The organism is Nocardioides sp. Root151, from assembly GCF_001427925.1.
Taxonomy (GTDB): domain Bacteria; phylum Actinomycetota; class Actinomycetes; order Propionibacteriales; family Nocardioidaceae; genus Nocardioides.
In genome coordinates this window covers 1,010,420-1,025,650 of the sequence record NZ_LMGG01000007.1, presented here as the reverse complement: position 1 = coordinate 1,025,650, position 15,231 = coordinate 1,010,420, and the positions used below count along the sequence as shown (strand labels likewise).

9 protein-coding genes are annotated in these 15,231 nt (G+C 71.6%); 5 read left to right on the top strand and 4 right to left on the bottom strand.

Translation table 11 applies throughout. The features are described from left to right. Positions 1–56: 56 nt before the first annotated feature. Positions 57–1,238 (bottom strand): winged helix DNA-binding domain-containing protein, encoded by a 1,182-nt coding sequence (locus ASD66_RS22410; RefSeq protein WP_056892366.1) that lies wholly within the window; start codon positions 1,236–1,238, stop codon positions 57–59. 142 nt (positions 1,239–1,380) lie between these two features. Here ASD66_RS22410 and ASD66_RS22405 point away from each other — a divergent pair, with 142 nt between their 5' ends. The 3 genes from ASD66_RS22405 to ASD66_RS22395 are packed head-to-tail and all read left to right on the top strand — an operon-like array spanning position 1,381 to position 4,303. After that, positions 1,381–2,250: a hypothetical protein gene (locus ASD66_RS22405; RefSeq protein WP_056892284.1), complete on the top strand. Its 870-nt coding sequence runs from the start codon at positions 1,381–1,383 to the stop codon at positions 2,248–2,250. Beyond that, a complete protein-coding gene (locus tag ASD66_RS22400; protein ID WP_056892283.1) occupies positions 2,247–3,056 on the top strand; it encodes a DUF4190 domain-containing protein in 810 nt (269 codons plus the stop codon). Before ASD66_RS22405 ends, ASD66_RS22400 begins: the two co-directional genes overlap by 4 nt. Next, a complete protein-coding gene (locus ASD66_RS22395; protein WP_235530203.1) occupies positions 3,053–4,303 on the top strand; it encodes a CynX/NimT family MFS transporter in 1,251 nt (416 codons plus the stop codon). The genes ASD66_RS22400 and ASD66_RS22395 overlap by 4 nt, the downstream gene beginning before the upstream one ends. 64 nt (positions 4,304–4,367) lie before the next feature. On the opposite strand, the gene ASD66_RS22390 is transcribed toward ASD66_RS22395, so the two are convergent. Further along, positions 4,368–4,745 carry a nuclear transport factor 2 family protein gene (locus ASD66_RS22390; RefSeq protein WP_056892282.1) on the bottom strand — a complete coding sequence of 126 codons (378 nt, stop codon included), beginning with the start codon at positions 4,743–4,745 and terminating at the stop codon, positions 4,368–4,370. Positions 4,746–4,878: 133 nt separating this feature from the next. Continuing rightward, positions 4,879–6,846, bottom strand: coding sequence for a TIGR03960 family B12-binding radical SAM protein (locus tag ASD66_RS22385; RefSeq protein WP_235530201.1), 1,968 nt, complete (start codon positions 6,844–6,846; stop codon positions 4,879–4,881). A gap of 208 nt (positions 6,847–7,054) precedes the next feature. Between ASD66_RS22385 and ASD66_RS22380 the strand changes: the two genes are divergently transcribed. Further along, positions 7,055–10,885 (top strand): adenylate/guanylate cyclase domain-containing protein, encoded by a 3,831-nt coding sequence (locus tag ASD66_RS22380; RefSeq protein WP_162254305.1) that lies wholly within the window; start codon positions 7,055–7,057, stop codon positions 10,883–10,885. Positions 10,886–10,888: 3 nt separating this feature from the next. On the opposite strand, the gene ASD66_RS22375 is transcribed toward ASD66_RS22380, so the two are convergent. Next, positions 10,889–11,794 carry a hypothetical protein gene (locus tag ASD66_RS22375; protein ID WP_056892280.1) on the bottom strand — a complete coding sequence of 302 codons (906 nt, stop codon included), beginning with the start codon at positions 11,792–11,794 and terminating at the stop codon, positions 10,889–10,891. A gap of 219 nt (positions 11,795–12,013) precedes the next feature. Between ASD66_RS22375 and ASD66_RS22370 the strand changes: the two genes are divergently transcribed. Then, positions 12,014–15,175 (top strand): MDR family MFS transporter/patatin-like phospholipase family protein, encoded by a 3,162-nt coding sequence (locus tag ASD66_RS22370; protein WP_162254304.1) that lies wholly within the window; start codon positions 12,014–12,016, stop codon positions 15,173–15,175. The last annotated feature ends 56 nt before the right edge of the window (positions 15,176–15,231 follow it).

The following is a 15,231-nucleotide window of genomic DNA, read 5'->3' as shown; positions in this document are numbered from 1 at the left end:
GGGCGCGGCACGGTCACGCCGATTCCGCGCGGGCCGGCCCCGGGCCGCCTCCGGGCTCAGGGCAGCCGGGCCGACTTCATCTGCCGGGATGCGTAGACGCTGGAGATGCGGACGCCGCCGAGCCAGCGGGTGAGCCGGTCGCCCTCGACGTCGAGGGCGGCGCGCGCACCGGCCGGCAACGGGCCGCGGGGCACCACCGAGACCACGCCGGCGTCGTCCTGCACCCAGCAGCCGATGATCCGCCCGTTCCACCAGGCGGTGGTGCCGCCGTTGCCGTTGCTGTCGAAGAGATAGGGCACGTCGGCAGGGTCGAGATAGAAGTCGCGCTCCTTCCAGCCCATCGTGGTCGGGTCGAGCACCGGGAGCAGCGCGGCCCAGTCGTCGACCGGCTCGACCGGGTCGAGGTCGTCGGGAAGCACCCACCCCGTGCCACCCCCGTCGAGAGACACCTCCACCGCGTCGACGTCGGCGAGTGCCCGACGGGCCGCGGTGACGGTCGACCCGAGCCACCACTGCACGTCGCGGGTGGTGCCGGGGCCGAAGGTCCGCAGCCAGCGGCGGACCAGCTCGGCGTAGCCTTCGTCGGTCGAGAGAGGCTCGGGCCGGTCACCGATCCACTCCCCGGTGGGCGTCCACGCCGCCCGCGACAGCCGCCAGTGGCCGTTGTTGACGCCGCGCATGATCAACCCACGTGCGCCGAGCCAGGTCAGCACGCGCGGGGCGATCGGCACCTCTCCGCCCCACTTCGCGTCGGGGTTGCCGACCATGACCCTGCCGTCGAGCTGCGGCACCGCCTCGCGGATCTGCGTGGTCGACCGCGGTGCGTCGGCCAGCAGCGCGAGCACGGCCTCCTCGGCTCGGGCCAGCCAGGCTGCTCCGTCGTCATCGAGACCGGCGCGGACGACGTCCTTGCTGATCTTGGCGTGCTCCTGCGTGGCCACCCGCGCCGAGGCACTCCCCCACGCCGCGGGCAACAGGTCGCGAGGGAAGACGAACAGCGTGCGGCGCATCGCGAGCTGCTTGACCAGGGTGCGGTCGTCGTACAACGCGGCCTCGACGTCGGCGACCGACGAGTCGGACCTGGCCGCGACGGCAAGGTGCACGCTGGGCGGCTCCGTGGCGTGCAGGACGGTCATCGCGCGGGTGGCCGGGACGGGGCCGTCGACCCGGTGCGCGGGGGCGATCGCATGCCGCCTGGCGAGGCGGGCCCGGCGCTGGTCGTCGTCGATGTGCTGCATGACCACCAGCATGCCGTCCGACGCCGACACCCGGCTCGGGCACGCCCGGTGCGGGGAACAGGTTTGTGGAGGCCAACTGTCGGATAGTCTGCCCCCGAATCACCAACCGCCATGGGCCACAGCCGACCCGGAAGGTCAGTACATGTCGAACCAGCCGCCGTACCCCGGCCCACCCGAGGAACCGACCCGTCAGACGGGCGGCCAGCCGCAGAACCCTTACGGGCAGCCGCAGCAGCCTCAGAACCCGTACGGCCAGCCGCAGCAGGGCAACCCCTACGGGCAGCCCCAGCAGCCTCAGAACCCGTACGGCCAGCCCCAGCAGGGCGCACCGCAGCAGGGCAACCCCTACGGACAGCCCCAGCAGCAGAACCCCTACGGCCAGCCCCAGCAGGGCGCACCGCAGCAGGGCAACCCCTACGCGCAGCCGGGCCAGCAGAACCCGTACGCGCAGCAGGGTCAGCAGCAGTACGGCGGCCCGCAGCAGCAGTACGGTCAGCAGTACGGCGCGCCCCAGGGCGGCGGTTCCGGCGGCGGCAGCAAGAAGAAGTGGCTGATCCCGGTCCTCCTGATCGTGCTGATCGCGGCAATCGTCGGCGCCGTCTTCGGTGTCATGGCCCTGACCGGCGACGACGACAAGGACTCGGGCGTCGCCATCGACGACCTGACCGCCGGCACCTGCATCAGCAGCGACGACATCGCCGACGGCAGCGGCACGATCGACTCCATCGAGGAGACGAAGTGCGACGAGGACCACGACGCAGAGGTCTTCGCCACCTACGAGCTCAGCGGTGACGACGCCAAGGAGTTCGACATCGACGCTGCGGGCAGCAAGTGCGTCGAGGAGCTCGAGAGCAAGGGCACGTCGTTCGACGACCTGGCCAGTGACGGCAACGAGGTCCGCCCGCTGGTGGGCAGCGACGACCCGTCCGAGGGCGACCAGGTCGTGTGCTTCATCCGCAACAGCGACGGTGACGCACTCACCGAGCAGATCGTGTCAGGAGACAGCGAATGACCCAGCCCCCCTATCCGGGTTCCGAGGGCGAGTCGGGCGACCAGTCCGGCAACAACGACCTTCCGCCGACGCACCAGCCGTACGGCCAGAAGAACGACCCGCCGGCCTACGGTGGCGACCAGCCCGCCTACGGCCAGCAGCCCTACGGCCAGCAGCCGGCGTACGGCCAGCCTGCTGGTGACCCGTACGGCGCCTGGCAGGGCGGCAACGACGCCGGCAAGGGCACCGACGGCCTCTCGATCACCGCCTTCGTGCTGAGCATCGTGTGCTGCTTCCTCGGCATCATCGCGGTCATCCTCGGCATCATCGGCCTGGGCCGCACCAAGAACGGCCAGCGCAAGGGCCGCTGGGCGGCAGTCACCGCGATCATCCTCGGCATCATCGGGCAGCTGGCTGCGATCGGCATCGGCATCGCCATCTTCGTCGTCGCCAGGAACACGGTCACCCTCGACAACGCCGAGGTCGGCCAGTGCGTCAACGTCGACAAGGACGGCGACTCGGTGATGATCACCAAGAAGGACTGCTCCGACGACCACGACGCCCAGATCGTCCACGTCGGCAAGTTCGAAGAGGTCGAGAACTCCGGCTTCATGCCGTCCAACGCCGACGACGTCACTGACGCGGGCATCGCGCTCGGCGTCTGCTCGACGCTCGTGGGTGACCAGGCCGCCACCATCGAGGAAGACCTCGATGGCAAGGTCGAGTACGGCATCGCCAACGAGGACAACAGCCCCTCGTCCGACGAGAAGTTCCTCTGCTACGTCGGCCGCAGCGACGACGAGAAGCTGGACAAGAAGATCGGTTGAGCGACTCACCCGCTTCAAGGAACGGCCGTCGGAGCTTCTCCGACGGCCGTTCTGGTCATCGCGTCTCGGGCAACTTGCTGATCCTTGGCGCGATCGTGATGCTGGCGCTCAACCTGCGTCCGGCCGCGGTCAGCGTCGGCCCCGTGCTCGCCGAGGTCTCCGATGGGCTGGCCATGTCGCACACGCTGGCCGGCGTCCTCACCTCGCTGCCCGTCGTGGCGTTCGCCGGCTTCGGCGCACTCGCCCCGGGGCTGGCCCGGGCCGTCGGCGTCCACCGGGTCACCCTGCTCTCCCTGGTCGTGGTCGCGGCCGGCCTGGGGCTCCGGGCCGTCGTCGACTCTCCCGCTGCATTCCTCGCGCTCTCGATGGTGGCGCTGGCCGGCATGGCCGCCGCCAACGTGCTGCTGCCCTCCCTGGTCAAGCTGCACTTCCCCGACCGGGTCGGCGCAGTCACCGCCATCTACACCACCGCCCTGGCGATCGGCCTGACCGGTGCCCTCACCCTCACCGTGCCGATCGCCGACACGTACGGCGGCTGGCGGATCGGCCTCGGTGTCTGGGCGATCGTCGCACTGGTGGCCGCACTGCCCTGGCTGTTCATGGTCGGGCACGACCAGCACCCCGACGCCGAGCCGCATGACATCCGGCTCGCCCAGGTCGCCCGCACCCGGCTGGGGCTGGCGATGGCGCTGTTCTTCGGGCTCCAGTCGCTGCAGGCCTACGCCGTCTTCGGCTGGTTCGCCCAGCTGTGGCGCGACAACGGCTACTCCGCGACGCATGCGGGGCTGTTGCTCGGCGTGGTGGCTGCGGTCAGCATTCCGCTGTCGTCGTGGATCCCCGCGGCCGCTGCTCGCCGTACCGACCAGCGCGGCGTGCTGCTGGCCGTGATGGCCTGCTACCCCGTCGGGTACATCGGCCTGATACTGGCGCCCCACTCGCTCGCCATCCTGTGGGCGCTGCTGGTCGGCATCGGCGCCTGCACGTTCCCGCTGATCCTGACCATGATCGGCCTGCGCTCAAGGACTCCCGCGGGCACCGCCGCGCTCTCCGGATTCACCCAGTCCGCCGGCTACCTGCTCGCCGCAGTCGGCCCGTTCACGGTCGGCGCGATCTACGACGCCACGGGCGGCTGGACCTGGCCGCTGGCCTTCCTCCTGGCGCTCACCGTGCCGCAGCTGCTGATCGGGCTGTACGCCGCCCAGCCCCGCTTCATCGAGGACGAGCTGTCGCGACCCGTGCGTTCTTGATGCGCGAACCGTGGGTTCTTGATGCGCGAACCGTGGGTTCTTGACGTCCATCGACCTGCCCGGGTCACCAGCGCTCGATCAGGCCTTCGGGTCGCGCGGGCGGGTCGTACGGCTCGGGCCAGAAGTCGGTGACCTTCGTGATCAACCCGGCACCGTCGAACTCGAAGAAGGCCTGGGCGTCTCCGGCCTCGCTGCCGTCGAGCCGCCAGGTGAACCAGACGACCGCCTGGGTCCCGTCGCCGATCACGACGTACGGCGTCAGCTCCCACTCGCCGGGGTAGGTGCGGTTGAACTCGAGATAGCCCTCTCGTCCCGCGATCCGCTCACGGGTCTGCGGCATCTCGTAGACCACGTCGACGGTCATCAGTGCAGCCCAGGCCTCCCAGTCGCGCGTCTGGAGGGTCTCGACGAAACGGCGGGCCAGGGCAGCGGTGTCGGTCATGCCGCACAGCCTAGAAGGCCCGGCCCGGCCGGATGGCCGATGACTTCGGCCGCGAGAGTTCCAGTTCGTACGCGTTCACGCAGGCGACTCGTACGAACTGCGACTCTCGGTGAACGAAGGACCGGGCCCGCGGTCAGACGACGGAGAGCGGCAGGAGCCTCTGGCCGGTCGGGCCGATCTGGATCTCGGTGTTCATCTCGGGGCAGACGCCGCAGTCGTAGCAAGGGGTCCAGCGGCAGTCCTCGACGTCGATCGACTCGGGGTCGAGCGCGTCCTCCCAGTCGGCCCAGAGCCAGTCCTTGTCGAGACCGGAGTCGAGGTGGTCCCAGGGCAGGATCTCGTCGTACTCGCGCTGGCGGGTGGTGAACCAGTCGAGGTCGACGCCGGTGCCCTCGAGGCCGCGCTCGGCGGCGGACTCCCAGCGCTCGAAGGAGAAGTGCTCGCTCCAGCCGTCGAAACGGCCGCCGTCGCGCCACACCTCCTCGATGATGCGCCCGACCCGGCGGTCACCGCGCGAGAGCAGGCCTTCGATGATGCCGGGGCGACCGTCGTGGTAGCGGAAACCGATGGCGCGGGCGAACTTCTTGTCGGCCCGCACGGCGTCGCGCAGCTTCTGGAGACGGGAGTCGGTGGTCTCGTGGTCGAGCTGGGAGGCCCACTGGAACGGGGTGTGCGCCTTCGGCACGAAGCCGCCGATCGAGACCGTGCAGCGGATGTCGTTGCGACCGGAGACCGCGCGGCCCTCGGCGATCACCTTCTTCGCCAGGTCGGCGATCTCGAGAACGTCTTCGTCGGTCTCGGTCGGCAGGCCGCACATGAAGTAGAGCTTCACCTGGCGCCAGCCGTGGGAGTACGCCGCGGAGACCGTGCGGATCAGGTCTTCCTCGGTGACCATCTTGTTGATCACCTTGCGCATGCGCTCGGAGCCACCCTCGGGCGCGAAGGTCAGGCCGGAGCGACGCCCGTTGCGGGAGAACTCGTTGGCCAGCGAGATGTTGAACGCGTCGACGCGCGTCGACGGCAGCGAGAGCGAGACGTTGGAGCCCTCGTAGCGGTCGGCCAGGTCCTTGGCCACCTCGGCGATCTCGGTGTGGTCGGCGCTCGAGAGCGAGAGCAGGCCGACCTCTTCGAAGCCGGACTTGCGGATGCCGTTCTCGACCATCGCGCCGATCGTCTCGATCGACCGCTCGCGGACAGGGCGGGTGATCATGCCGGCCTGGCAGAACCGGCAGCCGCGTGTGCAGCCGCGGAAGATCTCGACGGAGAAGCGCTCGTGCACGGTCTCGGCCAGGGGCACCAGCGGCTTGGCCGGGTAGGGCCAGGCGTCGAGGTCCATCAGCGTGTGCTTGCGGACCCGGTCGGGAACACCCGGCCGGTTCGGGGCCACGGAGCCGATGCGGCCGCGGTCGTCGTACGACACGTCGTAGAACTTCGGCACGTAGACGTTATTGCTCTTGGCCAGGCGCAGCAGGAGCTCGTCGCGCCCGCCGGGACGGCCCTCGATCTTCCACTCCTTGATCACCTCGGAGATCGCCAGCACGATCTCCTCGCCGTCGCCCAGAACGGCCGCGTCGATGAAGTCGGCGATCGGCTCGGGGTTGAAGGAGGCGTGTCCACCGGAGAGCACGATCGGGTCCTCGTCGGTGCGATCGACCGCGTGCAGCGGGATCTGCGCCAGCGACAGGGCGTTGAGCATGTTGGTGTAGCCGAGCTCGGTCGAGAAGCTCAGGCCGAAGACGTCGAAGGAGCGCACCGGGCGGTGGGCGTCGACGGTGAACTGCGGGATCGGGCCGTGCGCGTCGCCCTCGCGCATGATCTTCTCCATGTCGGGCCACACCGAGTAGGTGCGCTCGGCGACGATCCAGTCACGCTCGTTGAGGACCTCGTAGAGGATCGCGACGCCCTGATTGGGCAGGCCGACCTCGTAGGCGTCGGGGTACATCAACGCCCAGCGGACCGTGGGTCCTTCGGGCGCGCAGTCCCAGTCCTTGACGGTCGAGTTCAGCTCGCCGCCGACGTACTGGATCGGCTTCTGCACCGAAGGAAGCTTCGGCTCGAGACGTGAGAACACGGACTCGGGTGCGGTGATGGTGGCGGGCACTACGTAACCTCTCGGGGGCGCAAGGGGACGACAGACAAGGGTACGCCGGGGTGTCGGTGACCGCGATTCCTCGACCGGCGCCACCGGCCGTCCCGATCCCGGGCGCGGCATGCCCCGCCCGTGCGACAGCCGGACCCTCCCCAGATTTGGGGACGCCCGACCCGAGGGTTCCTGCGACGCTGGACGTGGAATGAGAGCTGTGGGTCCCGTGAACGTCCGACCGGAGCACGCGGCGTACCTGCCCCGCTTCCTCCCCCGATGGGCGGAGACCACCGAGGGCCTGGTCCACCGTGAGGTCGACGCGAGCCTCGTCATGTTCGACATCAGCGGCTTCACCAGGCTGACCGAGCGCCTCTCCGGGCAGGGACGAGCGGGCGCCGAGGAGCTCAGCGAGGTCCTCGACACCGTGTTCAGCGCGTTGGTCGTCGAGGCCGAACGCGAGGGCGCCGACCTGCTCAAGTGGGGCGGCGACGCCGTGTTGCTGATGCTCGACGGCGACGAGCACGCACCACGGGCGGCCCGTGCCACGCTCGGCATGCACCGGGTGCTGGCCAAGGTCGGGCACCTGAGCACCTCCGTGGGGCGGGTGGTGCTGCGTGCCTCCAGCGGCATCGATTCCGGCATCACACACCTGGTCCTGGCCGGAGACCCACTGGTGCACCGGGAGCTGATCGTGCTCGGCCCGACGGCGAGCGAGGTCTGCCGGGTCGACGCCAGCGCGGAAGGTGGGCAGATCGTGGTCAGCCCGGCCACCGCGCGGCTGCTGCCGACCGCGTCGCTCGGGGCGCAGGAGCCCCGCGGCCGACTGCTCAACGCGCTGGCCGGGGCGACTGCCGCTCCCCCGCACCCGACGGCCCCGATCCCCTCGGAGGTGGTCGCCTCCCTGTTGCCTCCGCAGTTGCGCACGCACCTCACGCGCACGCACGAACCCGAGCACCGCGTGGTCACCGCCGCCTTCGTCCTCTTCGACGGCACTGACGACCTCCTGCGCGAGCAGGGACCCGAGCACCTGGCCCGGGCGGTGGACGAGCTGGTGCGCAACGTGCAGGGCTCGGTGGCCAGGCACGGGGTCTCCTTCCACGAGACCGACATCAGCATCGGTGGCGGCAAGTTCATGCTCGTGGCGGGAGCGCCGCTCAGCACGGGCGACGACACCGATCACCTGCTCTCGACCGTTCGGCTGATCCTCGACCGGGCCGGTGAGATCCCGATCCGCGCCGGCATCGCACGTGGTCGCGTGTTCACCGGCGACCTGGGTCCCACGAGCCGGCGCACGTACTCGGTCAAGGGTCACGCGGTGAACCTGGCTGCACGCCTTGCCTCCAAGGCGGCCCCCGGTGAGTTCCTCGCACCCAGCGAGCTGCTCCACCACTCTCACCGCGGGTTCGACCTCACCACCCGGGCGCCGCTGGCCCTCAAGGGCATTGCCCGTCGGGTCAGCACGGTCGCGGTGGGCTCACCCCGCGGCGGGGAGGACTCCAGGGCCGCGACCGTGCTGGTCGGTCGCGAGGCCGAACTCGACGTCCTCACCTCGACTCTCGACCGCCTCGGCGGGGACAGCGCGGGCGCCGGACGCACCGGTGGCGCGGTGGAGATCGTGGGCGACCCCGGAATCGGGAAGACCCGACTTGTCTCCGAGGTGCTGTCCGGGGCGGACGACTTCGCGACGCTGGTCGGCTCGGGCGACCACGGCGGAGCCCAGGCCCCCTTCGGCGCCGTGCGCCCCCTCCTGGTCACCGCCCTGGGAATCGGTGGGCTCCGGGACCGCGTCGTAGCTGCCACACGGGTCCGTGACCGGGTCGACCGCGCGGCCCCGGAGCTGGTCGCGAGGCTGCCGCTCCTCGACGCGATCCTCGACGTCGGACTCGTCGACGTGCACGACGAGGTGGCTGCCCTGGACGAACAGTTCCGTAGCGAGGCCCTCCAGCAGCTGGTGATCGACCTGCTCGGCGCGCTCTTCCACGACCCACTCCTCCTTGTCGTCGAGGACACCCACCTGCTGGACGCGGCCAGCGGCGAGATCCTGTCGCGGATCGCGGCCGAGACGGGGCGTCGTCCGTGGCTGCTCGTCACGTCCTGTCGCGAGGACTCCGGAGGATGGCGGTCACCGGACGCCGAGCGAATCATGCTCGGACCGTTGGACACGAGCTCGGCTCGCACTCTTGCCGAGGTGGTGACCGCCGAGGCCCCATTGCCACCCGCCGCTGCGGAGGCGCTGGTACGCCGAGCCGGTGGCCACCCGCTGTTCCTACGCGAGCTCACCCTCGCTGCCGTACGAGGGGACGACCTCGGCGAGCCACCGGAGTCGGTCGAGGAACTGTTCGCCGTCCAGCTCGACGGCCTCCCCGGTGTCGACCGGGCGCTGCTACGTCGAGCCGCGGTGCTCGGCGACTCGTTTCCGCTGGGCCTGCTCGGCCGGATGCTGGAGGAGCCCGGCCGCGCACCCGTGGGACTGTCCGTCCTTCGTCGGGCGCTCGGCCGGCTGGACGGGTTCGTGGTCTCCGAAGAGGGCGGGCGGATGGCGTTCCGACATGCGATCCACCGGGAGGTGGCCTATGCCGGCCTCCCCTTCCGGACCAGGGCGGCGCTCCACGTCCGCGCGGCCGAGATCCTCGAGGAGGACCCCGGGGTGGCCGCCACGCACCCCGAGCTGCTGGCCCACCACTTCTTCGCCGGCGGCCGGTTCGAAGAGGCGTGGCGGCACGCCCGCAATGCCGGGCGTCGCGCCAACGAGCGCTTCGCACCGGCCGCGGCGGCCGACGCGTTCGCCCGCGCCGCGCAGGCCGGCCGCCGCAGCCACCAGGTCCCGCCCGAGGAACTGGCCAGCGATCTCGAGGCGCTCGGTGATGCGCTCTTCCTCTGCGGCCGTTCAGATGCCGCGGACACCGCCTATCACCAAGCCGGCTGGGCCAGTGGGCACTCCTCCTCCGGCACGGCACTGCTGATGCTCAAGCTGGCCAAGGTCGCGCAGCGGCAGGGGCGCCACTCGCTGGCCCTTCGAAGGCTGACCCTCGGCCTGCGCAGCGCCGGCGCCTCACCCGACCCCGACTCGGCGGCCCATCGGGCCCGGATCCTGGCCCGCCGGGCCGTGGTGCTGATCAGCCAGGGACGGTACGGCGCCGCCGAGGTCGCCGCACGGGAAGCCGTGGCTGTGGCCTTGCTGGCCGACGAGACGGACGCCCGCGCCCAGGCACACCTCGTGTTGCACAGCGTTCACCTCTTCACCGGCACCCCAGACCTCGACCACCACGGCGAGGCCGCCCTGCGACTGTTCGAGGAGACCGGCGACCTGGGTGGTCAGGCGCACTCGCTGAACAACCTCGCGATGCGCAGACTGCTCCAGGGCGACTGGGCCCAGGCCCTCGAGATGTTCGGCAGGGCCGCGGCCATGTTCGCCAAGGTCGGCGACGCGGCCAATGAGGCCAACGCGTCCTACAACCGGGCCGATCTGCTCAACCGTCAGGGCCGGTACGCCGAGGTCGCCGTGCAGTTGGAGGGGGTCATGCGGGTGGCCCGGGCGGTCGGCGACGAGGAGCTCGTCGGACTCGTCCTGCGCGAGCAGGGTCGGGCGCTGTCCAGGGACGGCCGGCCCGAGGGCCAGGCGCTCCTGCTGTCCGCCCGCGCGCTGCTGGACGGTTTGGGCGAGCCGCACGAGGTGACCGACACCGACATCGCGCTTGCGGAGGCGCACCTCATGGCGGGGCGCCCCCGCCCGGCCCTCGACACGAGTGCCGCGGCCATCGCAGCCGCCCGGGCACTCGGCGCCGTGACGCTGCTGCCCTCGGCGTACCGCATCCGCGCCGCGGCACTGATGGAGCTCGACGACCTCCCCGGTGCCGCGCTGGCGCTGACCGAGGGCCTCGAGCTCAGCTCGGCGACCGAGCTCGCGCACGAGCGCGGGTTCCTCAGGGTTGTGGCCGCTCGTCACGCCACGCTGACCGGGCGGGGCAACGGCTGGCCGACCCCCGCCGAGGCCCAGCGGACCCTGGAGGAGCTCGGGGTGGTCAGGGTGCCTCTGCCGTGGCCCACCGGCACGTGAGCGTCACGGGTGGCTGGCGCGGATGTCGAAGTCGAAGAGGAGCACGCTGAAGAGGTCTCCCGCGCCGTCGCGGTTGCTCTGCACCGCGTCGAGGCACACGGTCTGGTCGTCGCCGAGTCGTCCCTTGGCCGGGCACTGCGGGGCCTGGGCGAACGCTCCCTGGTTCGTCACGTCCACCAGGAGCGGGAACTGCCCCACGCCTCCCTTGCCGCACAGCGACTTGTCGCAGCCGATCACGAAGGACGCGGGCGCCACCTTCGTGTAGAGCGGCGCGCCCGACCCGTCCTTGAGGTCGACGGCGGCGGTGACCAACCCGGCCTGGTTCGTCGGGTCGGTGATGCAGGCGAGGATGCCGGTGCAGGCGCCCACGGACATCAGGATCTGGCCGTTGGCGCCGTTGGGCAGCTGAAGGTAGCCGCAGACCGGGGCGGTGGCGGTCGGGACGGCGCATCCCGGGTCGGTGACCGTCGTCGGTGCACCCGGCGTGCCGCCGGCGCGTACGGCCGTGGCGGCGACGTCGATGGTCGCCCCTCCGGGATCCAGGTCGACCCCGGAGGAGACGGCGACGTCCAGGACGACGCCGTTGCCGAAGGCGGAGTAGGTCGCCGTGATCGTGGTGCGGGACCCGCCCCTCGGGATCACCCCGCTCGGCCTCCCGGACAGCGCGCCCGGGCCGGACTGCTCCGACAGGACGACGGTGGTCGCCTTGGTGACCGGCAAGGGGACGCCCTGGGGGTCGCGCGCCTCCACGACGACAGAGAAGGGGCGCCCCTTCACGGCACCGGCGAGGCCCGTGCCGGCGTCGTTGACCGCCACGACCACGAGGGAGCCCTTCGACTGGCCGCCGACAGCAGACTGCGACACCACACCGGTCAGGGTCGCGGCCACGACGAGCGCGAAGACTGCCATGAGGCGGAGTGGACGACGAGCTGAGTGTCGGGACATGGGCGTCGCCTGTTCTGGTCGGGATTGGGCACCGTCTCCAGACTGGCCCCAAACCCCGCCGGGCGCATGCTCAGAATGGCGTACGCCGGCACGCCCGTCACCTCCCCCAGATGTACTAGCACCGCTGACCGAGCACGCCCTCGTCGGTGCTCTCTAGCCTTCGGACTGGGAAGGGGAACACGAGTGACAGTGCACCTGAAGTCGGCCTCGGACGCGGCAGGAACGAGCCGGTTGGCGCAGGGGACAGTGTTGTTCGTCGCGGCCATGGGCGCCTTCCTCGCCTTCCTCGACGTGACGGTCGTGAACATCGCGTTCCCCAGCATTCGCGCGTCCTTTCCGGGGACCTCCATCAGTGAGCTGTCGTGGGTCCTCAACGTCTACAACATCGTGCTGGCCGCGGCCATGGTCGTCTTCGGACGCCTGGCCGACCTGTTCGGGCGCCGCCGTCTCTACATCGCCGGGCTCACGCTCTTCGTGGCGGCATCGGTGCTGTGCGCGGTCGCCGGATCCGTGCCGTGGCTGCTGGTGGCCCGCGGGCTGCAGGCGTTGGGGGCCGCGATGCTGGTACCGGCGTCCCTGGCGCTGGTGGTGGAGGCCTTCCCCGCTGCGCGGCGGGCCCACGCGGTCGGCCTGTGGGGGGCCAGCGCCGCGGCGGCGGCGGGGCTCGGTCCACCGATCGGGGGCGCGCTGGTCGAGTGGGGCAACTGGCGCTGGGCCTTCCTGGTCAACGTGCCGTTCGGGCTCCTCGCGATCGTGGCGGCCCGGCGGGGCCTCGTGGAGAGCCGCAGCCCGGGACGTCGCAAGGTGCCCGACCTGCGCGGCGCCCTCGCCCTCGCGGTCGCCCTCGCCCTGCTGACCACCGCCATCACGACCGGGAACGACTGGGGCTGGACCAGCATCGGCGTCCTCCTGTGCGTGGTCGGCGCCGTGGTCGCCACCGCCGCCTTCGTCGCCAGCTCGCGCGTGCATCCTTCCCCGCTCGTCGACCGCGACCTGCTCCGGGTGCGTGGCTTCGTCGTCGCCAACACCGCATCGACGATCGCCGGCATGGGCTTCTACGCCTACCTGCTGACCAACGTGCTCTGGCTGCAGTACGTCTGGGGCTACGACGTGCTGACCTCAGGGCTGGCACTGGTCCCGGCGGCCCTGGTGGCCGCCGTGGTCGCTGGCGTGCTCGGACCGCTCGCACAGTCCCACGGGTACCGACTGGTCGTGATCCCCGGCGCGATCCTCTGGGCTGCCGCCTACGTCTGGTACGCGCTCGAGGTCGGCGTCGAGCCGCGCTTCGTGTCCGAGTGGCTGCCCGGGCAGGTGCTCAGCGGGATCGGCGTCGGGGCCACCCTGCCGATCCTGGGCAGCGCGTCCCTCGCCTCGGTCCCGGGAGGTGGTTACGCGACCGCGTCGGCGGTCAACGCGAGCCTCCGGCAGCTCGGGGGCGTGCTCGGCATCGCCGCGCTCGTGGCCATCATCGGTACGCCGGGCCCTGGCGAGGCCGTGGAGGCATTCCGCCACGGGTGGCTCTTCGCGGCCGCCTGCTTCGCGGCCTGTGCCGTGGTCAGCCTCGCGCTCGGGGGGCGGCACGAGGGCGAGGCGACCGGCGCCGACGACCTCCTCGCCACGGCCGGGAGGGGGCTCGTGATCACGGTTCCCGAGCCCGGTGCCGACGGCGCCGGGGACGAGGTGTCGACCGGGACGGTGGGGCAGGCAGACTCCCTCCTCTCCCGGCTCGGCCCGGAGGCCCGAGCAGACCTGGAGGCCTCGTCCGAGCGGGTCCTGCTCGCGGCCGGCGACGTGTTGTTCCGGGCCGGCGACCCGGCGGACGCGGCGTACACGGTGGTCACCGGACGGCTGGAGGTCTCGGTCGCCGGGAGGTCTCTCCGGCTGCTCGGCCCGGGCGCGGTCCTCGGGGAGCTCGCGCTGCTCACGGACTCGGACCGGAGCGCCACCGTCAAGGCCAGACGCGACTCCGTGCTCCTGCGGCTGCGGCCTCGGGCCTTGCGCGAGGTGATGGACAACGCGCCGGGCGCGGGGCGCGCGGTGGCCACGGTCCTGGCCGGTCAGCTGGCGCACCCCGCCGTACCCGTGCGCGGCCAGAGTGGCTCACGAACCGTCGCCGTCGTCGGGCTGCATCGCGGTGCCCCGTCGCGCGAGGTGGCCGAGGGGATCCGCTCCTGTCTCGTCCCGCACCTCGCCGTCGAGCTGACCGGCCCACTGGACGACGAGTCGCTCGCCCGTGCCGAACGGACGAACCCCTGCGTCCTCCTGGTCGCCGAGGACCCGGGGACCGACCCGGAGTGGTGGGCCCGGGCGGTCCGGCAGGCCGACCAGGTCGTCGCCGTCTGCAGCGGCGACCGGCGGCCCGAGCAACCGCGGCCCGAGCTGCCGCCCGGGCCCGACCTGGTCCTCGTCGGCCCGGGACCCACCGGGAAGGACCGCTCCGGGTGGGCGCGGGCGACCGACGCCTGGCAGGTGACCGCCGTCGACAACCTGGTCCCCGGTGCCCTGCGCCCCCTGGCCGATCGGATCACCGGTCGCTCCCTCGGCCTCGTGCTCGCCGGAGGAGGCGCCCGCGCACTGGCCCATGTCGGCCTCCTGGCGGCACTGGAGGAAGCCGGTATCGTCGTGGACCGGATCGCGGGCTGCAGCATCGGTGGGGTCCTCGCGGGCCTGCACGCGTCCGGCCGGTCCGCAGCCGAGATGCGCGAGATCGTGTACGCCGAGTTCGTGCGCCGCAAGCCGTTCTCGGACTACACGGTGCCGCGGGTGTCGTTGGCCAAGGGCGACCGCCAACGGGCCGCACTGCTCCGCAGCTTCGGCGAGACCACGATCGAGGAGCTGCCGGCGCAGTTCCGGTGCGTCAGCACCGACCTGCTCGCACGTGAGGTGGTGGTGCACCGACGAGGAAGCGTCGTCGATGCCCTGATGGCCACGTCCGCGCTGCCGGGACTGTTCCCGCCGGTGCAGCTCGACGGTCGGCTGCTGGTCGATGGTGGCGTGCTCGCCAACCTGCCCACGGGGGCACTGCTCGAGCGGGACGAGGGCCCGGTGATCGCGGCCAACGTGGGGATGGGGGGCTCGACCGAGAGCGGTGGTGCCACACGCAACGACCGAGCCCTGCGCACTCCCTCACTCGGCGAGACCCTCCTGAGGACCATGCTGATCGGCAGCGGCGGTGCGGCAGCTGGCGCGCTCGCGGCCGGTGCGACCGTGGTGACCCTGCCCTCGATGGGAGCCGGCCTGCTCGAGTTCCACCAGTTCGACCTGCTCTACGACGCCGGACTCCTGGCCGGCCGCCGGCTCGTGGCCGCCAGGGAGGGCGCGCCCGCACCTACCGCAGACGGGTGACGCAGCACCCCGGATCGATGGTCCGATGTGACTATTGTCCGTCGGCTGTGGGCGCC